The 19,487-nt window shown below is 60.5% G+C and carries 22 protein-coding genes and 1 pseudogene; 18 read left to right on the top strand and 5 right to left on the bottom strand.

Annotated features, from left to right (window positions below):
* Positions 1–11: 11 nt before the first annotated feature.
* Together NYQ88_RS04670 and NYQ88_RS04665 are read right to left on the bottom strand one after the other, a co-directional pair.
* Positions 12–602, bottom strand: coding sequence for a hypothetical protein (locus NYQ88_RS04670; protein WP_275653793.1), 591 nt, complete (start codon positions 600–602; stop codon positions 12–14).
* Positions 599–1,396, bottom strand: a complete 798-nt coding sequence (locus NYQ88_RS04665; protein WP_275653792.1) for a hypothetical protein — start codon at positions 1,394–1,396, stop codon at positions 599–601. Before NYQ88_RS04665 ends, NYQ88_RS04670 begins: the two co-directional genes overlap by 4 nt.
* Positions 1,397–1,642: 246 nt before the next feature.
* Here NYQ88_RS04665 and NYQ88_RS04660 point away from each other — a divergent pair, with 246 nt between their 5' ends.
* The 10 genes from NYQ88_RS04660 (at position 1,643) to NYQ88_RS04615 (ending at position 8,045) form a co-directional block, all read left to right on the top strand.
* Positions 1,643–1,969 (top strand): hypothetical protein, encoded by a 327-nt coding sequence (locus NYQ88_RS04660; protein WP_275653791.1) that lies wholly within the window; start codon positions 1,643–1,645, stop codon positions 1,967–1,969.
* A gap of 412 nt (positions 1,970–2,381) precedes the next feature.
* Entirely contained in the window at positions 2,382–2,645 is a 264-nt protein-coding gene (locus NYQ88_RS04655) for a hypothetical protein (RefSeq protein ID WP_275653790.1), read from the top strand.
* A gap of 29 nt (positions 2,646–2,674) precedes the next feature.
* Positions 2,675–3,286 (top strand): hypothetical protein, encoded by a 612-nt coding sequence (locus tag NYQ88_RS04650; protein ID WP_275653789.1) that lies wholly within the window; start codon positions 2,675–2,677, stop codon positions 3,284–3,286.
* An 81-nt stretch (positions 3,287–3,367) separates the two neighbouring features.
* Positions 3,368–3,910, top strand: coding sequence for a hypothetical protein (locus NYQ88_RS04645; RefSeq protein ID WP_275653788.1), 543 nt, complete (start codon positions 3,368–3,370; stop codon positions 3,908–3,910).
* Positions 3,911–4,035: 125 nt separating this feature from the next.
* Positions 4,036–4,344: a lysozyme inhibitor LprI family protein gene (locus NYQ88_RS04640; RefSeq protein WP_275653787.1), complete on the top strand. Its 309-nt coding sequence runs from the start codon at positions 4,036–4,038 to the stop codon at positions 4,342–4,344.
* Between the two features lie 177 nt (positions 4,345–4,521).
* Complete coding sequence (locus NYQ88_RS04635) at positions 4,522–5,319, top strand: phosphotransferase (RefSeq protein WP_275653786.1); 798 nt, start codon at positions 4,522–4,524, stop codon at positions 5,317–5,319.
* A gap of 45 nt (positions 5,320–5,364) precedes the next feature.
* Positions 5,365–5,757 carry a transposase gene (locus NYQ88_RS04630; RefSeq protein ID WP_345774611.1) on the top strand — a complete coding sequence of 131 codons (393 nt, stop codon included), beginning with the start codon at positions 5,365–5,367 and terminating at the stop codon, positions 5,755–5,757.
* Positions 5,754–6,107 carry an IS66 family insertion sequence element accessory protein TnpB gene (tnpB, locus tag NYQ88_RS04625; protein WP_275651995.1) on the top strand — a complete coding sequence of 118 codons (354 nt, stop codon included), beginning with the start codon at positions 5,754–5,756 and terminating at the stop codon, positions 6,105–6,107. The genes NYQ88_RS04630 and tnpB overlap by 4 nt, the downstream gene beginning before the upstream one ends.
* Positions 6,108–6,176: 69 nt before the next feature.
* Positions 6,177–7,721, top strand: a complete 1,545-nt coding sequence (locus NYQ88_RS04620; RefSeq protein ID WP_275651996.1) for an IS66 family transposase — start codon at positions 6,177–6,179, stop codon at positions 7,719–7,721.
* A gap of 51 nt (positions 7,722–7,772) precedes the next feature.
* Complete coding sequence (locus NYQ88_RS04615) at positions 7,773–8,045, top strand: hypothetical protein (protein WP_275651997.1); 273 nt, start codon at positions 7,773–7,775, stop codon at positions 8,043–8,045.
* A gap of 527 nt (positions 8,046–8,572) precedes the next feature.
* Here the strand turns inward: NYQ88_RS04615 and NYQ88_RS04610 are convergent.
* Positions 8,573–9,923, bottom strand: a pseudogene (locus NYQ88_RS04610) (IS3 family transposase).
* A gap of 45 nt (positions 9,924–9,968) precedes the next feature.
* On the bottom strand, positions 9,969–10,307 hold the full coding sequence (locus tag NYQ88_RS04605) for a hypothetical protein (protein ID WP_275654845.1): 339 nt from the start codon (positions 10,305–10,307) through the stop codon (positions 9,969–9,971).
* Positions 10,308–10,407: 100 nt separating this feature from the next.
* Here NYQ88_RS04605 and NYQ88_RS04600 point away from each other — a divergent pair, with 100 nt between their 5' ends.
* From NYQ88_RS04600 to NYQ88_RS04580, 5 genes are all read left to right on the top strand, one after another.
* Positions 10,408–10,935: a LysR family transcriptional regulator gene (locus NYQ88_RS04600; protein ID WP_275653785.1), complete on the top strand. Its 528-nt coding sequence runs from the start codon at positions 10,408–10,410 to the stop codon at positions 10,933–10,935.
* Between the two features lie 152 nt (positions 10,936–11,087).
* Positions 11,088–11,255 (top strand): hypothetical protein, encoded by a 168-nt coding sequence (locus tag NYQ88_RS04595; protein ID WP_275653784.1) that lies wholly within the window; start codon positions 11,088–11,090, stop codon positions 11,253–11,255.
* A 144-nt stretch (positions 11,256–11,399) separates the two neighbouring features.
* Positions 11,400–13,970 (top strand): membrane-bound PQQ-dependent dehydrogenase, glucose/quinate/shikimate family, encoded by a 2,571-nt coding sequence (locus NYQ88_RS04590; RefSeq protein WP_275653783.1) that lies wholly within the window; start codon positions 11,400–11,402, stop codon positions 13,968–13,970.
* Between the two features lie 38 nt (positions 13,971–14,008).
* On the top strand, positions 14,009–14,761 hold the full coding sequence (locus tag NYQ88_RS04585) for a cytochrome c oxidase assembly protein (RefSeq protein ID WP_275653782.1): 753 nt from the start codon (positions 14,009–14,011) through the stop codon (positions 14,759–14,761).
* Positions 14,758–15,258 (top strand): CopD family protein, encoded by a 501-nt coding sequence (locus NYQ88_RS04580; protein ID WP_275653781.1) that lies wholly within the window; start codon positions 14,758–14,760, stop codon positions 15,256–15,258. The genes NYQ88_RS04585 and NYQ88_RS04580 overlap by 4 nt, the downstream gene beginning before the upstream one ends.
* Here NYQ88_RS04580 and NYQ88_RS04575 read toward each other — a convergent pair.
* Complete coding sequence (locus NYQ88_RS04575) at positions 15,239–15,787, bottom strand: DUF2231 domain-containing protein (protein WP_275653780.1); 549 nt, start codon at positions 15,785–15,787, stop codon at positions 15,239–15,241. The two genes, NYQ88_RS04580 and NYQ88_RS04575, sit on opposite strands and share 20 nt — an antisense overlap.
* A gap of 30 nt (positions 15,788–15,817) precedes the next feature.
* Here NYQ88_RS04575 and coxB point away from each other — a divergent pair, with 30 nt between their 5' ends.
* The 3 genes from coxB to NYQ88_RS04560 are packed head-to-tail and all read left to right on the top strand — an operon-like array spanning position 15,818 to position 19,274.
* Positions 15,818–16,462 carry a cytochrome c oxidase subunit II gene (coxB, locus tag NYQ88_RS04570; protein ID WP_275653779.1) on the top strand — a complete coding sequence of 215 codons (645 nt, stop codon included), beginning with the start codon at positions 15,818–15,820 and terminating at the stop codon, positions 16,460–16,462.
* 53 nt (positions 16,463–16,515) lie between these two features.
* The gene (ctaD, locus tag NYQ88_RS04565) at positions 16,516–18,960 is read left to right on the top strand and encodes a cytochrome c oxidase subunit I (RefSeq protein ID WP_275654844.1); all 2,445 of its coding nucleotides are present in this window, start codon (positions 16,516–16,518) and stop codon (positions 18,958–18,960) included.
* Positions 18,960–19,274, top strand: a complete 315-nt coding sequence (locus tag NYQ88_RS04560; RefSeq protein ID WP_275653778.1) for a hypothetical protein — start codon at positions 18,960–18,962, stop codon at positions 19,272–19,274. The genes ctaD and NYQ88_RS04560 overlap by 1 nt, the downstream gene beginning before the upstream one ends.
* Positions 19,275–19,487: the final 213 nt, after the last annotated feature.

Below are 19,487 nucleotides of genomic sequence, written 5' to 3'. Positions count from 1 at the left end.
GTCCGGCTCGACTATTGCTTGGCTTCCTTCTCAGCGAGATAGCGTTCGAGCAGCCCGCTCAATGGACTGTGCAACAGATTGCCATTGATGCGCGGCGGCGGTCCGTAACCGAACGTGAAGTTGAACTGCCCACTGCGCTCCACCGTCAGATCAAGTATGGTCCAGGGATCTTCGCCGGGTTTAGCCATGGCATCGCGCAGGGCCAGCAATTTCCCTTTACTCTCCCAGCTCAGCCGAAAGTCGAGATCTTCCAGATCAGCCCCGGGCCTATGTGCCAATACCGACGCCTGACTGCTGGAACGGCGTCCATCTTCGATCAGCACTTCATGATTGATCGCAAGATAAACCCAATCCCGGTCCTCCCATTCGCCCTCCTGCAAATCGGTGATGTCGCCGACGATACTGCGCACGGCATCGCTTTGGAGGGCGATGAGGTCTGGAAGCGGCTGACTTTTGCCAAACTTGGAAAACAGGCCATTGAACATTTTCGGTTCACTCCGTGCAGAGGCGTAGTTTGATCGATCGTCCGCATGCGTCGTTATGGGCAAGGCTGGCGCGGTCATGCCCACCAACATCAGGCAAGCACCGATAATTGGGGTCAATTGCCCGCCCGCACATCGGCATAAGTGACCTCCAGACGATCAATGGCAGCATGCATGGTCTCGCCCATTACCTCGGTGGACAATTCGCCATAGGCGATCATTTCAGGGGTGTCGAGCGCGGCTGCCAGCTCGGTCAATTCGTCGTTTTCCAATGCGCCGAAAATACCCGCTGTTACGCTGAAATAGTTTTCGACATATACGTCTCGTAAATACTGGGCGCTGGCGACCCATTCTTCCGCCCCAGCTTCCCCGATGACCGGCTCCGCCGCAATCGCCATCGCGCGGTAGTAGATGTCCATGGTGAGGTTGGCTCGCGCCGAGCCGAACTGTGACTCGTAAATGCCGGTCACGAGGGCCAGACCGTCTTCCGGCGCATTTTCCAGGTAATCCCGCCCGCCCGCAATGGCAGCTTCCTCTTCGAGGGGATGAGACTTGGCGACCAGTTCATAAGCCCTCTGCCCGAGAGGAGATTGGTCAAAGGTCAATGCGGCTTCAGCAATAGCCTCGGGAAGGCGCTCGTCCAGCGCCTCAGTGAAATCAGCCTCCAGCAATGCCGGGTCAAATGCATCATCGACGGCGTCCGACCAATAACGGATATCGTCGGCGCTAAACCCGAATTCTGCCAGGACCAGGCCTTTAAGCTGTTCCCCAAGAGCCGAGAGGCTCTCCACCGCCCGCAAATTCCGGGTCAATTCTGCCGTAGAATTTTCATTTGCCATCGCCGAGGACGACATGAGCAGCATCGTTGCCAAAAAGGCGCCACCTGTGGCTTGGACGTTCCGTTGGGTGCGCATCGTATTCTCCTCAGCATAATCATGTTTCTGAAGATGAGACGATGCTGACGGAGCCGACCTTGGCAGAATGACGAAATTCCTTTCCTTTCCTTGCCGGTCGTAGGGCTCCCTGACGAACATATGTTGCACCGCCAGACCAAACCTTGCGATGCCTCCGGCGTCTAAATATCAGAATTATTCAGGTGGAGCGTTGATCACGCAAAGCGGAGCGGTGACAACAGAGCGTTCGATGCTGGTAGGTGCAGTATGATCTGGCGTGGTTTGATTGTTCACGGCATTCCTCTGATCATCGCTATCGCGGCTGCACTGTTTTTGCTGCCGTGGATCATGGGCGCATCGGCAATCCAGGGCGATGCCGGATCGCACGGCTATACAATCGGCCTCGCGGCGCTATTTCTCTATCCGGCGAGCTACCAGCTTCTCATCATTGCCTGGGGTATCTGTCGCTGGCGCCGCTGGACCCTGCAACGCGTCTTTCTTCAACTGATCTGGGTCAGTCTGGTGCTTTTTGCAGGCGCGATGGCCTATGCCTTCGTCCAGCTCCAGGAATATTTGCAGCTGTCAGCGAGCTAACCCATGTCCGCTGGATTTCCTCAACCATTCCAAAGGAAGCGCAACACCTCCTTTTGACGCCAGCAGGATTAAAAACCTCGGCGTGGCCAACGCTTTTTATCGACCAAGGTTTGGCCGACCTCACGCGTCTCATCATCGGAGGCCAGTTGGATCAGTGAGGCGGCACGATGCGGAAACCAACCATAGTCAGCATGCTTTTGTCGACCGCCATTCTGCAAGCCGTGTCACCAGCGCAGGCCCTGCAAGTCGCTGCTCCCAATGAGGCCGCAAGCGCCTTTTCATCGGCCGTAAGCAGATTTGTCGCTGAACTGGATGTCGAAACGGAAGCATTCTCGGTTCGCATCAATCGCTGCCAGGGCAAGGCCGGCGAGTTTTCTGCGCAATCTATTACGTCCGCGTCGGCTGGCGTGGTGTGGCGAGAGCCGAGAATGCAGGCAAAACTCTATCCGCTCTTCGCACGCATTGGGCGGCCAGCAACTGGAGGATCACCCGGGATCGCGACCTTGAAAATGGCGGCGTCAATATCGCGGCAATTGAGCCCATCACCGGCAATACCTATTCCCTCGATTCCGGCTTCGATGCCGGTCCGACCCGATACATCGTGGGCTATTTTGGCACGCCCTGCCTGACCAGCCCAACTCACCCCGCGCCTTTTGGCGCCTGGAGCACGCCCTAATCACTGCGTTGAATCCAAGGAGGTCTCAAATGCCAAAAACCCACACAATTGCTCTGATCGCACTGATTTTTACTCTGGCAGTTTCGGCGCCGTCTGCCGGTGAACAATCTTTGACATCGCTGGCGGCTACGGCGACCAGCCCGTCCGTCGATGCCAAAAATTTTGCAGGTGATGTCAACGCGCAGCGGCTGAGACTGCTTCAACACGCGCCTGATGATGCCGATATCACCGCAATCCCGGCATTGGTTGACGCCTTCGCTCGAGCCAATCCGGAAATTCAGGATGACGTGCTCGTACTCCTCGCCCACCTTCTGCCTCACAGCGGCGAACATCGGGCGATAATCCTCCAAACCGCGCATGCCGGTCTCGCGTCACCAACTATTCCGGTTCGCAAGGAAGCGCTGGAGGTCTTTCGCCGCAGCGAAGACCCGGCCTTCATCCCGGTCATCATCGCCATGTTTGATGATCCCAGTGTGGATGTTCGTTATCAGGCACTCCATACTATAGCGCCTTTCGCCGAAGCCGGCGGCTTTCCTGAAATTTATGAGGCTGTTTCCAGGTTCCTGGATGACGACAATGAACGTCTCAGGTTCGCTGCGCGCTCCTTGATGAGATTCGCGCATCCGCCCGTAGTGGACTGAAAATCAAAATAACTGGCCCGTTTCGACCAAGCTCTTCTCGCTGGCAGGCGTCCCACTTTCAAACACGCTAGAGGATCGTTTATGCGCTTCACGCTCGTCTTAACATTGGCCATTGTCATTGCTGGCCCGGCCCACGCTCAGATTGACGTAGACTTCGCCGAGGCCAACCGGATTTTTGGTCAGGTAAGCCCTCTCAACGTTGTTGATGACATTGAAGGAGAATGGTTGCCACTCACCACTCTTTCAAACCTGAATGGGGCGCAGCCAGATCCGGGCCTTATCGGCAGCTACATCGAGCGGTTTTGCGGCAATGACACAGTCCGAGGGGCCACACTCACCAAACTAGACGAAGCCAGTTTAGAGATGGTCGCTGCGAATTCAGGCGGAGAAATTGTTTACAGGTTCGACTGGATCGGCGGGGCGCAATTTCACCGCAGCTTCGATCCAGCAGCCGTTTTTGCTGCCTTCAAATTAGATACAATCGAGGGGGAAAGAGGCCTGGAAATGCGTGCCCGCACACTTGATGGCATGAGCAGTCTCGTCAACCTCTACCGCATCACGCCTGATCTTCTTGCGATGGCAGAACCGCAGCGCGTCGAAATCTACGGTCGCTGTCCGGAGTGACAGCGAGACAGAACACTGTGACGAGGGCCAAAATGCTAAAACGAACAGTATCAGTGTTTATCGTGGCCTGGTGGCTTACGCAGTCAGCAACAGTCTTGGCTCTCCAAGATCAACATGATCGCTGCATGGCAGCAACCGACGGTGTCACCGTTGCCATGCTCGACTGCCTGGCCGTTGCAGTCGACGAGGCAGACGCGGCCTTAGAGATTTTGCAGGATAAGCTGTTACCATCCGTCAATTCTGAATTGGAAACCAAGCTCCATGTCGCCCATGAAGAATGGGCTGCATACCGCGCCAGCACATGCCAGGCGGAAGCTGCCGCTGCTGGCTCAGGCAGCTTTTCGAATGGGGGCCTTTCTCGACTGCCATCTGAGGATCACTTGGGAAAGGTTGAAATGGCTGGAGCGCTTATCGGAAAACCCGGACCTCATTGACGAGTGACCAAGTTCAAAAGGAGCTTGATCAGCTTTTGTGACCACCATCACGCCTTACCGCACCCACTTTCTGACCCGATGTCCGCTTCTGGGATTGGCGAAGGCCGGTCGAATGACCGCAATTGGGCGCAAAGCTGATTGGCCCATCGCTCGGCTGCGAGATGAAGCAGCGATTGCATGCCGCCGCCGCTACCACGCAGTTGGCGAGCCATATTTCAAGCTTCATTTATTGATCTGGTCCGGCCGCCGGGCACTCACGGCGAGCTTCGCGAAACAAAGGTGATGTCTGCCGTGACACCAGAAATTGATTGCAAGCTGATCGTGGCACTGCTGCAGGAGCAGCATCCTGACCTAGCCGAACTGCCAGTGGCATTTGGTGCACTGGGCTGGGACAATCAGATGTGGAGGCTTGGGGAAGATCTCGCTGTAAGGCTACCGTGGTGTACCGACAGCGCGGAAGAGGTGCTTCTCAAGGAATATGCGCTGCTGCCCTCCCTCGCGACCCGCCTTCCTCTGCCCATCCCGGTCCCGCAGCGGCTCGGTAGGCCATCTGAGCTTTTTTCGCGCTCGTGGATGGTTACCACCTGGATCCATGGAGAACCCGCCGACAGAGAGCCTGCGTGGCTCGGTGACGAAGCCGCGACCACCTTGGCGCGGTTCTTGGCGGCCCTCCACCATCCGGCCCCAGAGGATGCGCCTATCAGCCGTGATGGGCGAGGTGGACCCCTTGCCTCAATCGAGGCAGGCTTCCAGAACTCCCTCAACGAGGCAGCGGGGCGCGACCTGATCCCAAGTGTGGATAAACTGCTTCGGATCTGGGAGGACGCTGTCGCTGCTCCAGTGTGGGACGGTCGACCAGTTTGGCTGCATGCGGACTTGCACCCAGCAAATGTCCTGACCAAAGACGGCAACTTCTCCGGCATCATAGATTTCGGGGTAAGCGCTGTCCCACCCCCATCTTCTGCCATGCTGTGAGCCATGAGATTGCGCACTGATTGATGTCAGTGCGGGAGTTTCTCCATGGACGCTCCAATGGAGCTTCTCACAAGTGGCGGGAGGCGGCGTCGCAATCGGCAGTGGCCTGATGAGGTGAAGGCGCGGATTGTCGCCGAGACGTTGCGACCGGGGGCGACCGTCAGTGAAGTTGCGGATCGGCATGGGCTGAAGGCCAACCATGTCTCCTCTTGGCGAACCCTTGCGCGGAACGGGAAACTGGTGCTGCCGGCACCAGAGGATGCGGTGGAGTTTGCGACGCTGATGGTCGATCCCGTTGATGAGGCACTTGCGGCGGCGGAGCCGGCGGTATCGGCTGGGCCGGAGGTCGTTGTGGGTTCAGTGACCATCCGGCTGGAGCCAGGCGCTTCGGCGGCCCGGATTGCCTCGGTGGTCCACGCGCTGATGGCGGCCTCATGATCTTACCCTCCAACCGAGTGCGGATCATGGTGGCGACCAAGCCGATCGACTTCCGCAAGGGCCACGACAGCCTGGCGGCGTTGGTGAAGAACGAGCTGCACAAGGACCCGTTCACCGGCACGGTCTTTGTGTTCCGCGCCAAGAAGACCGACCGGCTGAAGCTGCTCTACTGGGATGGCACCGGGTTGGTGATGGCCTACAAGCGGCTCGAAGAGCATGAGTTCACCTGGCCTGCAGTGAAGGACGGGCTGATGACGCTTAGCCACGCGCAGTTCGAGGCCCTGTTCTCCGGGCTCGACTGGCGGCGGGTTCGGGCCGTGGAAGCGCGGGCTCCAGAAGCCGTCGAATGACTGCGGCAGGATGACTCAGGGCTTCTCTTTTTGCGGGAGTGGCGGCGCCTGATCTGGTAGATTCCGGTCATGCTCGATACCGCCGAACTCCCCGACGACATTGCCGCCCTCAAGGCGATGCTTGTCGCTGCGGCGTTGCGCGATCAGCGCAAGGACGAGCGGATCGCCCAGTTGGAAAAGCTGGTTGCCGCGTTCAAGCAAGCGGCCTTCGGGCGCCGATCGGAAAAGAGCGATCCGGACCAATTCGAGCTGGCGCTGGAAGATCTGGAAACGGCCATCGCGGCCGTCCACGCCGAGGACGAAGCCGAGGATCGCGCCGCCCGCCGGCCGGCCAAGCGGCGCAGCGCCAATCGTGGTTCGCTCCCCAAGCACTTACCGCGGATCGAGGAGATCATTGAACCCGAAAGCCTGGTCTGTGGCTGCGGCGGCGGTCTGCATTGCATTGGCGAGGACGTGTCCGAGCGGCTCGACGTGATCCCGGCCCAGTTCCGGGTGATCGTCACCCGCCGCCCCAAATATGCCTGCCGCTCATGCACCGACGGGGTGGTGCAGGCGCCGGCGCCGGCTCGGCTGGTCCCGGGCGGGCTGCCGACCGAGGCCATGGTCGCCCATGTCCTGGTCAGCAAATATGCCGATCACCTCCCGCTCTATCGCCAGGCGCAGATCTACAGCCGTCAGGGTGTTGATCTGGATAGATCAACGCTGGCCGACTGGGTCGGTCGGGCCGCATTCGAGCTGCGTCCGGTCTACGATGCCCTGATGGCGGACCTGAAACGGTCATCGAAGCTATTCATGGACGAAACCCGCGCGCCGGTGCTCGATCCTGGGGCGCGAAAAACCAAGACCGGATATTTCTGGGCTTTGGCCCGCGATGATCGTCCCTGGAATGGCACCGCACCACCCGGTGTGGCCTTCACCTATGCTCCGGGCCGAGGTGGCCTTCATGCCGAACGGATATTGCAGGGCTTTGGCGGCATTCTGCAGGTCGACGGTTATGCCGGCTACAATCGGCTGATCGCGCCCGGCCGCGTCGGCCCGGGTATCCAGCTCGCCTATTGTTGGGCCCATGCTCGGCGCAAGCTGGTTGAGATCACACGCGCCGGCACTGCCCCGATTGCAGAAGAGGGTGTGCGGCTCATCGGCGAGCTCTATGCCATTGAAGCCGATATCCGAGGCTTGTGTCCGGATGACCGCCTCGCCGCTCGCCAGCAGCGATCAGCACCGGGCGCCGCACGAATAAGAGAATGGCTCGACTATCATCGCGCCCGCGTCTCCGCAAAAGCGCCGCTCGGGGAGGCACTCAGCTACATCGCCAAATACTGGGCCGGGCTCGAGTTGTTCCTGACCGATGGCCGCATCGAGCTCGACAACAATGCTGTCGAGCGGACCATCCGTCCGATTGCGCTGAACCGGAAGAACGCGCTCTTTGCCGGTCACGACGCCGGTGCCGAGAACTGGGCCGTCATCGCCTCGCTGATCGAAACCTGCAAGCTGAACGGCGTGGATCCTCACGCTTGGCTGGCCGCGACACTCCATGCCATCGTCACCGGACATAGGCAGAGCCTGATCAACGAACTGCTCCCGTGGAACTATCCTGCAAGCCTGGGTGATTGACGCTGTTGGCTCTGGCGGCATAGTCAGAAAACCACCAGCAACGAGGCCCCCATGAACGATCAAGACGACCCCAACCTGGTCACATCAGGAAAAAGCCAGCGGGTAGTGGTCGATGGTTATGCCTTCTTGATCAATATCCATCGGCTCGAAACGGATGAGACCTGGACCCTTGAGGTTGTGGATCACCAGAACGACAGCCACGTCTGGGACAATCAGTTCCAGACCGACAGCGAGGCGCGTGATGCTGCCTTGGCCACACTGAAAAGCGAGGGAGCCATCGCCTTTATGCGCGGCAACAACGTCGTGCAGTTCCCGCGACCCTGAACCTACGTGGCCGCAGAACACCGCTTACATTTCGGGGACATGTGTGCTGGTGATCCGGCGTGCGACTTGGGCTCAGCATGGCTACTGTTGCCGGACGGAGCAGTGAACCATTTCCTCAAGTGCTATTCGTCCGATCTAGATGAAGCCACTATGCGCCGCGCTCGCGGTTGGGCCGTCGGCAAAGCGCTCACCTGCCTAATCATTGGTGACAATGGAGCGCTCGGACGAAAGGGCGGAAAGACAACATGGGCCCCGCCAGCTCGAGCCGCCTTGGGTCGGCTTGCTGGGTCTACTCCCTGACGTGATGAGACTCCGAATCCCTTGGTATTCCGCGTCCGCTTTCAGGCAATTGCTGAGTCCGCGGCAATGACTGAAGTGGGCGCATCAGCGATGGTCTGGAGTTCCTCTTGGACAGGACTTGATCATGTGGCTGCTGACCGTCCGGTTCCAGATTGTCCGTCGTCAGATCATTTGGCGCAGTTTGGGTCTTGGATTAGCGGAGTATCGGCCTCGTCTTTGGGTTGATGTTATGCGGCGAGCTTGCGGTGCTGCAAGCGCCGATGCTGGATGGTTTGTCGTTTGATCCTTTCGCGCTGTTTTATGATGGCTGCGGCCCTGCCGAAGTAGGCGTCTGCCGGGGTCACGTTGTCGAGGCTCTCATGATAGCGCCTGTGATTGTAGTGTTCGACGAAGGCGCCGATCTGGGCCTCCAGGTCGCCGGGCAGGAAGTAGTTCTCCAGCAGGATGCGGTTCTTCATGGTTTGGTGCCAGCGCTCGATCTTGCCCTGGGTCTGGGGATGCATCGGGGCGCCGCGGACGTGGCTCATGCGATTGGTCTGGATATAATCGGCCAGTTCACTGGCGATATAGCAGGGGCCATTATCGCTGAGCAGCCGGGGCTTGTGATGCACATGCACCTGGTCGCAGCCTGAGGCCGCGAGGGCCATGTCCAGCGTGTCAGTGACGTCCTCGGCCCGCATTGTGTTGCACAGCTTCCAGGCGATGATGTAGCGCGAGTAATCGTCGAGCACCGTGGACAGATACATCCAGCCCCAGCCGATGATCTTGAAGTAGGTGAAATCGGTCTGCCACATCTCGTTGGGCCGCACCGTTTTGGTGTGGAACGCATCTGCCGCCTTGATCACCACATAGGCCGGGCTGGTGATCAGGTCGTGGGCCTTGAGAAGCCGGTAAACGCTGGCTTCGGACACGAAGTACCCCTCTGGTCGGTGAAGCTCACAGCCAGCTCCCGAGGCGAGAGTTCGGACTCTTCCAACGCCATCTCGATGAGCTGATCATGGACGGCAGTCGGGATCCGGTTCCACACCCGACTGGGTGCCGAAGACCGATCTTCTAGTGCTTCAGGACCGCCACCGAGGTAGCGGTCATACCAGCGATAGAAGGTCCGGCGCGGGATGCCCAGCCGGTCCAGCGTGCGTTTTGTGGGCAGGTGCGACTGCTCAACCAGATTGATGATCTCGAGCTTTTCGGATGCGGGATATCTCATTCTGGCTCGTCCCCATCCGCGATCATGCTTTTTTTAAGCAGACGGTTTTCCAGCGTCAGGTCGGCAACGCATTCCTTGAGCGCACCAGCCTCTCGGCGCAGATCCTTGACCTCATCACTGGTCGCAGCACGAGCAGTATCGCCCGCCAGTCGGCGCTTGCCGGCTTTCATGAACTCTTTCGACCAAGTGTAATACAGGCTCTGCGCGATGCCTTCCTTGCGGCACAGTTCGGCAATGCTGTCTTCGCCGCGCAGACCATCGAGAACGATCCGGATCTTGTCTTCAGCTGAAAAGTGCCGTCGGGTCGCCCGGCGAATGTCCTTCACCACCTGCTCGGCAGGCTTTTTGGTGCTCGGGGATTTAGCAGTCATCTTGGTTCCTTCGTCAGACGACGAGACCAAAACACTCCTTAAAGCTCAACCCTGAATCTGCCATGGGCGCTGACGGGGAACAGGCGGAATGCCGGACAATCCGCCATAGCCACCGAGCATCGGGGAGGCGCCAAAAAAGTAGAACAGCGCCAGGCCCCAGGCGATCGTCCCAAGGGGAAGAAAGTGACCTAAAAGACGGATCGTCAGCAATCCGAGTACCAGCGAGACCACGGCTGTTGCCAACAGCGCAACGGGCAAGGCAAACCACGCCGACCACCCCAGATGCAGGCAAAGAATGGCAGTCGTATAAGCGCCAACGCCCATTGATGCCGCCTGGCCGAAGGACGTCATACCACCAACGCCCGTCAGGACGACGACGCCAATGGCGACCAGAGACGCGCAGCAGCATCGATTGTAGGATCATCCCGACCTCCTGGCTCAACGACATCTATGAAGAGATGCGCCAGGTGTTTGAAGGGGAAGCTTGGAGCTCAATTTCTCCCGGGCGGCCGAAAAACTGAACATGGCGCAGCCACCGCTGAGCCGACAGATTCAGCAACTGGAGGCTGAACTTGGCGTACAGCTGTTCAACCGCGAGAGCCGCCCGCTGAGCCTTACCCGCGGCGGCGGCATGTTTCGGGAGCAGGCCCTCGGCGTCATGCAGCGCATGGATGAGATGAATGGCACGATGAAGCCGTTTGCCGCGTCCGAACGGCCGCGTTTCGCCATCGGCTTCGTTCCGTCGGTCATATATGCCAAGCTGCCGCGCGTCATTCGAGGCTTCCGGGAGCTTGCTCCCGAGGTTGAGCTATCCCTGATCGAAATGGTGAGTCTCGAGCAGATCTCCGCTCTCAAGGAGGGGCGGATCGATGTCGGCTTCGGACGTGTGCGGTTCGACGATCCAGCGCTGCGCAGGGAAGTGGTGCGCGAGGAAAGGCTTGTGGCCGCCCTGCCCCTGGGCCACCCCCTGGCGGGGGAAAGGCCGGTATCGCTCGCGGATCTGGCCCGGTAGGCTCTCATCATCTATCTCCGCGAACCGCGCCCGAGCTATGCGGACCAGGTCCTGTCCATCTTCCGCGACCGCGGACTGGAGCCGGCACAAATCCACGAAGTGCGCGAACTGCAGACCGCGATCGGGCTGGTGGCATCGACCGTCGGGTCTGCGTGGTCCCTGCCTCCGTTCGGCTGATGGAACGTGGCGACGTCGTTTATCGCGACCTTTCCGAGAGTGTCACCAGTCCCATCATTCTCAGCTACCGCCGCGACGACACGTCCGAGTACCTGGAACGCCTGCGCACCGTCATCGACGACGTCAACGCCAAGTGGTCCTAGACCCTGCTCCTGTTCGGTAAAATCCACCCCGAGATCGACGTATTGCCCACCGCAAATATTACGGACAACGGGAAAAACGGCGGGATTTTGTCGGAACCATGGCCCCGAGTCCGCGTTCGCCTATTGTGGTAATGGGGGATCCTGATGACAGACGTGGCCAAGCAGCAGACAGTTTCCGGGGGCCCTGCTCAGTGGTGGAGACTGGCCGTAGCAATACTTCTGGTCATTTTTGGTATCCCCATTGCGGCTGGCGGTCTCTACCTCATCACCCTGGGAGGCTCCTGGTACTACCTCCCCGCTGGCTTGGGCCTGCTGGCGACTGCCTATTTCCTCTTCCGGGGCGAGCGCAACGCCATTTTGGCCTATGCAGTGACCTATGGCGGTACGCTTCTCTGGGCATTCTGGGAAGCTGGTCTGGACGCCTGGGCGCAAGTGCCGCGGCTTGTGGCCCCTACCGTGATCCTGCTGATCGTGCTGTCGACCTGGCCGTCGCTGCGACGCAGCAGTCGAGCTATGGGGACGAGATTGGCCGCGATCGGTGTGACGATGGCTGGTTTGATCAGCGCGGTGGGCGTGGCAAATAACGGGGTCGAAGTCAGCTTCGCTCAGGAAGTGCCAACGCCTCCGACGGAGGTTGCCGCGCCCGAAGTCACCCCTGCCCCATCCGCTGTGAGCCAGCCAGATGCTGTTGACCCTCTGGCGACGGATGAGCCGACCGAGGCAACAGACCCGACCAGCGAGGACGCAAGCTTGCTGGCTTACGACATGCCTGAGGCGGGTGCCGACTGGCCTGCCTATGGCGGCACCCACCACGCGACGCGCTATTCGCCCCTCCAGCAGATCACCAAGGATAATGTCGGTTCCCTTGAGTTGGTCTGGGAATACCGCACCGGCGACATGCCTGAGGAGGACGAGCGCTACTCCAACCAGAACACGCCGCTGAAAATCGGCAACCAGCTGCTGCTGTGCTCAGCCATGAACACGGTCATTGCCCTCGATGCGCAGACCGGGCTCGAGCGCTGGCGCTATGATCCGCAGGTCTCGCCCGACGCCATTCCCTATAACGCCACCTGCCGGGGCCTGGCCTACTACGCTGCCCCTACGCTCAGCGCCGAAGACTTTTGCGCCGAACGCGTCATGATGAACACGCTCGACGCGCGTCTCATCGCCGTCGATGTCCAGACCGGCCAACTCTGCACCGATTTCGGCAACGGCGGGATTGTGGACCTCGAAGAGGGCCTGGGTCACACCGTTCCGGGCTGGTACGCGCCCACCTCCCCACCGACTATTGTGCGCAATGTCGCCGTGGTCCATTCGCAGGTGCGCGACAACCAGCGCCGCGACGCTCCATCGGGCGTTGTGCGCGGCTATAATGCCGAAACCGGCGAAATGCTCTGGGCCTGGGATATGGGTCGTCCGGGCGAAAAGGGGCTGCCGGCCGAAGGCGAGACCTATACGCGGGGCACGCCCAATGTCTGGACCATTGCATCGGGCGACAATGAGCTTGGTCACGTCTATCTGCCCTTGGGCAATTCTGCCGTCGACTATTGGGGTGGGATGCGCTCGGAAGAGGAAAACACCTATTCCACCGCGCTCGTCGCCCTCGATGTCACGACCGGAGACGTCGTCTGGCACTATCAGACAGTCCATTACGACATCTGGGATTATGACCTCGGTTCGCAGGGATCCCTGATCGATTTCCCGACCGAAAATGGTCCGGTCCCAGCGCTGATCCTGCCCACCAAGCAGGCCATGTTCTGGATTTTCGACCGACGCACCGGTGACCTTCTGGTCGAGGTTGAGGAACGTCCGGTCCCAAAGGGGGGCGTCGAGCCCGAGCGCCTCTCGCCCACCCAGCCTTTCGTGGTCGACTTCCCCAACCTTCTGCAGCCCGATCTCGAAGAAAAGCACATGTGGGGCATGACCCCGCTGGACCAGCTCTGGTGCCGGATCCAGTATCGGCAGGCCTATTACGAGGGCATCTACACCCCACCCTCTGCTGATCAGGATTGGATCCAGTGGCCCGGCTATAATGGTGGCTCGGACTGGGGCGGCGTCGCCATCGACCCGGTGCGCAACATCATGGTCGCCAATTACAACAACACCGCCAATCTCAACCGCCTGATCCCGCGCGACGAAGTCGACGCTCTTGGCGTGCGTCCCATCGATCAGGGTGGTTCCGAGGACGGCGCACCCGACAATATCAACCCGCAGGGCGACACGCCTTGGGGCATCAGGGTCAATGCCGGATGGCGTGTGCCTTTTACCGACATGCTCTGCACCCAGCCTCCCTATGGCGGCATCACCGCCATCGACCTCACCACGCGAGAAGTGCTCTGGGACAAGCCTTTCGGCACCGCCCGCAAGAATGGCCCCTTCGGCATCCCATCCATGCTGCCCCTCGATATCGGCACGCCGAACAATGCCGGGGCCGTGGTCACAGCATCCGGCCTGATCTTCATCGCGGCCGCTACCGATGACTTGCTGCGCGCCATGGATATCGGCACCGGCGAGGTGCTTTGGGAAGTCGAACTGCCGGCAGGCGGACAGGCGGGCCCGGCCATGTACGAGGTCAACGGCCAGCAATTCCTCGTCATCAACGCCGGCGGACACACCTTCATGGAAACCCCGGTCGGCGACTATTTCCTCGCCTATGCGCTGCCGCAGACGGCCGAGGCCGTCTCCGCGATGCAGGGGGAGAGTGAGGGGAACTAGCGCCTGAGATTAAGCGTCACTCAATAAACGGAACGGAAATGGACCAAGCGTCAGCCTTTTCCTTCGACATGAGCTATTGCGGCCCGCCGGTCCTGCCGGCGGCGCTATGGTCGCGGTGGAATTTCGATCTCACCCTGCTCGTCGCCCTCCTGGTGATTGCCGGGCTCGGATTTATCCTCACGAGACAGGCCGGCCCCCATCGCCGTCTGGCTTTTGCAACGGCCTGGCTGGCCGCAGCGGCCCTCTATGTGTCTCCACTCTGCGCTCTGACGGTCAGCCTCTTTTCCGCGCGAGTTGGCCATCACGTCGTGCTGACAATGTTTGTCGCGCCGCTCCTGGCCATCTCGATCCCCCGCCAGTGGGCCCGACGAGCATCCCTTCTGCCTGCCCTCGCCCTGTCCACGGCGGCGCTGTGGCTCTGGCACAGTCCCAATCTCTATACCGGGGCCTTCCTCGCCCCCGCGATCTATTGGGCCATGCAACTGAGCCTGCTCGGCACGTTTACGCTGCTCTGGCTGGCGCTGATCCATGCAGATGCGCCGTTCCACGCCGGCCTCGCCGCGCTGTTGAGCGCAGTCCAGATGGGCATGCTGGGCGCACTTCTGGTTTTTGCGGGTGATCCGCTTTATCTGCCGCATTTTGCGACCACGCAGGCCTTTGGCCTCTCTCCTCAGGATGATCAGCACTTAGGTGGTCTGATCATGTGGGTGCCCGCCAATCTGCCGCTTCTCGCCCTGATGCTCTGGCGCCTCGGCAATGTTCTCGGACCGGATCGCGAGGCCGCGTCGTGATCATTACGTGGTTTAAACTGTTCCACGTCGCAAGCATCGCGCTCTGGAGTGCCGGCCTTTTTGGCCTCCCCTTCCTCTATCTTCAGCGCAAGGGGCTTGAGGACGACGCGCTCCATCGCCTGCATGCCTTTGCCCGCTTCCTATATGTCGGGATGGTTTCGCCCGCGGCCTTCGTCGCGGTGGCCTCTGGCACGGTGCTGATTTTTCTCATGGGCACTTATGAGGCCTGGTTTTCGGCCAAGCTGCTTGCCGTATCCGCCCTAACCGGCATCCATATCTTTTCGGGTCTGATGATCCTGAGACTGTTTGAACCCGGCCGAAATTATCCACTGTGGCGCTTCGCCATTGTGGTACCTCTGACGCTCCTCGCGGTCAGCACGATCTTGTTCCTCGTACTCGCCAAGCCGCGACTGGAATGGCCAGCATTAATTGCTGACCTTTTTGTGCCGGGGCGGCTCGGCGAAATTCTGGGCCCCTTTATCCCTTGGATGAGATGAGGAGGCCGACACCATGATCGAAAATCAGCTTCCCGCCATGCCAGCCAGCAAAAGCCGCCGCCAGGCTGCCGAGGCCAGAGAGCATGATGCCATTGGGCAGCACCTGCTCCGGCCAGACGAGGCGCAGACCGGCATTGGCGCCCACGATCGCCAGCATGACCATGGCGGCGATAGCGTGGTTCCAGCTGGCAACGCGCACGCGAATACCCGGCACAGCCAGCAGTTCGGCCGTGCCAACCAGTGCGGCCAGCACCCCGAACACAAAGGCGGCGCCGGCCGACCAGATGCTCACCTGCAGCCAGAATGGGTCGCCGGTGAACCAGTAGAAGATATCGACGCCAAGGGTGGCAATAACGAAGGCAATGGGGAAGTGCACCAGCATGGCGTGGATGGGATGACCGGCAAGGGCAATAGCGGAGCTGATGTCCTTTTCGGCGACCTGCCGGATATGCGGATTAGGGTGAGCTGCGTCGATTTCCTGGCCTTCCTCCAGCGTCATTTCGGTTTCCTGATCCGGCGCAATGCTCATCGCAATTTCTCCCTCCGCAAAATACTCGCTGTGAGCGCAACGCCCATCGTCCTCGCCGGTTGCAGCGGCGAGCTGTCTGCGCTCGATCCTGCCGGGCCGCGTGCCGAAAATCTGGCCCTCCTCTGGTGGGTGATGTTTTGGGGCGCTGCGGTGTTGTTCCTGCTTGTCATCACGCTTTTCACCCTCGCCTATCTGCGCACGTCATGGCTCGCAAAACTCGAGCCGAAACATTGGATCGTCGGTGGCGGGCTGATCCTGCCCATTCCCGTGCTGGTCGTGCTCACCGGAACGGCGCTGGTGCTGGGCGAGCAATTGCTGCCCCACGGTAACTCTGTCCTGCGCATCGGGGCCCATGCCGAGCGCTGGACCTGGCAGTTTACCTATCCCAACGGAACGGTGAGCGAGGGCGCACTCGTGCAAATTCCCGCCGGCGAGCCGGTCGACTTCGTCTTATCGGCCGAGGATGTCATCCATGCCTTCTGGGTCCCGCGGCTGGGCGGCAAGATCGACGCTGTTCCGGGCCATCTCAATACCATCCGGCTCGAAGCCGACCGTCCCGGCATCTACTGGGGGCAATGCGCCGAATATTGCGGTGAAGGGCATGACACCATGTTCTTCCGCGTCGAAGCCGTTGAGCCTACGGCGTTTGCCGCGTTGATGGGAGAAGGCCAGTGACCGAAAAGCCCGCCTCGCCCATCCGCCTCCACAAGGAGCTTGAGCGCATCTGGATGACGCCCAAGGGCATTGGCGCGCTCTCCAGCGTCAATCACACCGTACTGGGCAAGCGCTTCATGGTCGTGGCGCTCACGTTCTTTGCCATTGGCGGCTTCCTGTCCATGCTGATCCGCGCGCAGCTGGCCACGCCACACAGCGCCTTCATCGGACCGGAAATCTACAATCAGATCTTCACCATGCATGGCACGGTGATGATGTTCCTCTTCGCCATTCCCATGTTCGAAGGCTTCGTCATCTACATGCTGCCCAAAATGCTGGGCGCGCGCGACATGGCCTTTCCGCGCCTGACCGCCTACGGGTTCTGGTGCTATCTCTTCGGCGGCAGCATCCTGATCATCGCCATGTTGGCAGGCATGGCGCCCGATAGCGGCTGGTTCATGTATACCCCGCTGAGTTCGCGTCCTTATACGCCGGGCATCAACGCCGACGTCTGGCTCCTGGGCATCACCTTTGTCGAGATTTCGGCAGTCACGGCTGCGGTCGAGATCTTCGTCTCCATCCTCAAGATGCGCGCGCCCGGCATGTCCCTCACGCGGATGCCGCTCATGGGCTGGTACATGCTCGTCACCTCGGGAATGATGATCGTCGGCTTCCCGCCACTCATTCTCGGCTCCATCCTGCTCGAGCTTGAACGCGCGTTCGATCTGCCCTTCTTCGACCCCACACGAGGCGGCGATCCACTGCTCTGGCAGCACCTCTTCTGGCTCTTCGGGCATCCGGAGGTCTACATCATCTTCCTGCCCGCGGCCGGGGCGCTTTCGACCATCATCCCAGTTTTTGCGCAGCGCCAGATCCTGGGCTATCGCGCGATCATCGCCGCCATCGTCGCCATGGGCTTCCTCAGCTTCGGGCTCTGGGTGCATCACATGTTTACGGTGGGCATTCCCCATCTGGCGCTTGCCTTCTTCTCAGCCGCCAGCGCCTTGGTGGCGATCCCGACAGCGGTCCAGATCTTCGCCTGGCTCGGCACGCTGGCGTCCGGCCGTTCCCGCTGGGATGTGCCCATGCTCTATGTCTTCGGGTTCTTTTTCATCTTCGTCATTGGCGGGCTCACGGGCGTCATGCTGGCAATGGTGCCGTTCAACACGCAGGTCCACGACACCCACTTCGTGGTCGCCCATCTCCACTATGTCCTCGTCGGCGGTTTCGTTTTTCCCATGCTCGCCGGCATTTATCACTGGCTGCCCCACATCTCCGGACGCCAAAGCCTCTATCGGCTTTCCATCCCCTCCTTCTGGCTCATCTTCGTTGGGTTCAATCTCACCTTCTTCCTGATGCACCTGACCGGCCTTATGGGCATGCCGCGGCGCATCTCCACCTATCCGTCCAACTGGGGCTGGGACTGGCTGAACCTGCTCTCCTCCATCGGGGGCTTCATTCTCACCATGGGCTTCTGTCTCGTTCTCGCCGACATCATCCTGCAGTTTCGCTTCGGCCGCTGGTTCCGCCGCGATCCCTGGCAGGCGCAGACGCTCGAATGGGCCACGCCGACCCCACCGCCAAGCTATAATTTTGCCGCCATCCCGCGGATCGAAAAACGTGCGGACGCTCTGGAGCCGGCGCTGATCGGGCCCGCACTTGCCGGCGGCAATGGCTATCTCGGTTTTGCCCGCAATGACGACCAGGAAACCATGGGCGTCGACATGCTTACCGGCGCGGCCGAGCACGTCATTATCCTGCCCCGCCGCACTTTCCTCCCGCTCTGGACGGCGCTGGCCACGGGAAGCTTTTTCCTCTCCTTCCTTTTCGGGCAGTACTGGCTCGCTGCTTTCGCCGCACTCGTCACATTGGCACTGTTTCTGGTCTGGCCCGCCACTCTTGGCCGCCAAACCGACACCGGTCCTGTCGACATCGGCATGGGCGAGCAGGCGCCGCTTGATATCGAAAGCCCGAATAATGTGAGCATTCTTGCCAATCGCACGGCTCTCGTGACCGACGGCACGCTGTTCTCCTCGCTCTTGTTCGGCGGCCTCTTTCTCTTGGTCGTCGCGCCCAACTGGGATGGCGTGACCGCGCTTGACCTGCCGCTCTGGCCGGGGCTGGTCGCGATCACGGCCTCGGCGGCGGGCGCGGCTCTGGCGTGGTGGGCGCGCCAGCGTAATGCCCACGGCAACACCGCAAGCCTTGCTGCCATCGGTTCCGGCATTGCGCAGACCCTTGCGGCGCTGGCTCTCCTCCTCGCCCTGATCTGGGTCCCCGATCCCACTGCCCACGCTCGTCACGCCATGATCGTCGCCCTGCTCGGCTTTGCGGCAATCCACACCGGCCTTGCGGCATTGCTCTCATTTCACGCGCTTTGGCGCATTCACCGCGGATATTTGTCCGCCCGCCGACAGACCGAGTTGATCATTGCATGGCTCTGGGGCGGCTACGCCGCGGCAATCGTTCTTCCCGCGATGGGGCTGAGCTTTATGCTGAGCCGCGTTGGGGGCACGTGATGCGTGAAGTTCTCAGCAACCCCTTGGTGCGACTGGTCGCCGGCTTTACGATCTGGTCCGGCAGCTTCGTGCTGCTCTATACCCTCCAGGCACTGGGCTGCGCCCTGAACTGGGGTGAGGCGCATCGGCCCATCATGATCGGTGCTTTCGTGATTTGCCTTCTGCCGCTGGCGGCGTTGGCATTCCAGCCACGGACGGCTCGGAACGAGTCTTCATCGGGACTGCTGAGAGCGGCTCTCTGGGCCAATCGCGCCGCCTTGGCAGCGGCCATCCTCACCTATCTTCCCGTTCTCTTCGTCACGGCCTGCCTATAGGCAATGCCTTCCTGAATGCGACCGCACTGAGGACTCCGGAACGCGCAAAGTGGGTTGCATGTTCAGTCTGATAGTCTTGCATGAGCATCGCGCCAGCTTCCTTGGCGCCCGGAGTATCAAATATTAAGGAAGTCCCGGACCAAGATGATCGCCATTGTCGGCGGGCCCAGCGCTGTTTATGCGGTCAAGGATCTGCTGCAAAAGGCGGACGAC

It is taken from the genome of Devosia sp. SD17-2, from assembly GCF_029201565.1.
GTDB lineage: Bacteria > Pseudomonadota > Alphaproteobacteria > Rhizobiales > Devosiaceae > Devosia.
Note: the sequence above shows the minus strand (reverse complement) of the source record. Positions and strands in the feature narration are given on the sequence as shown.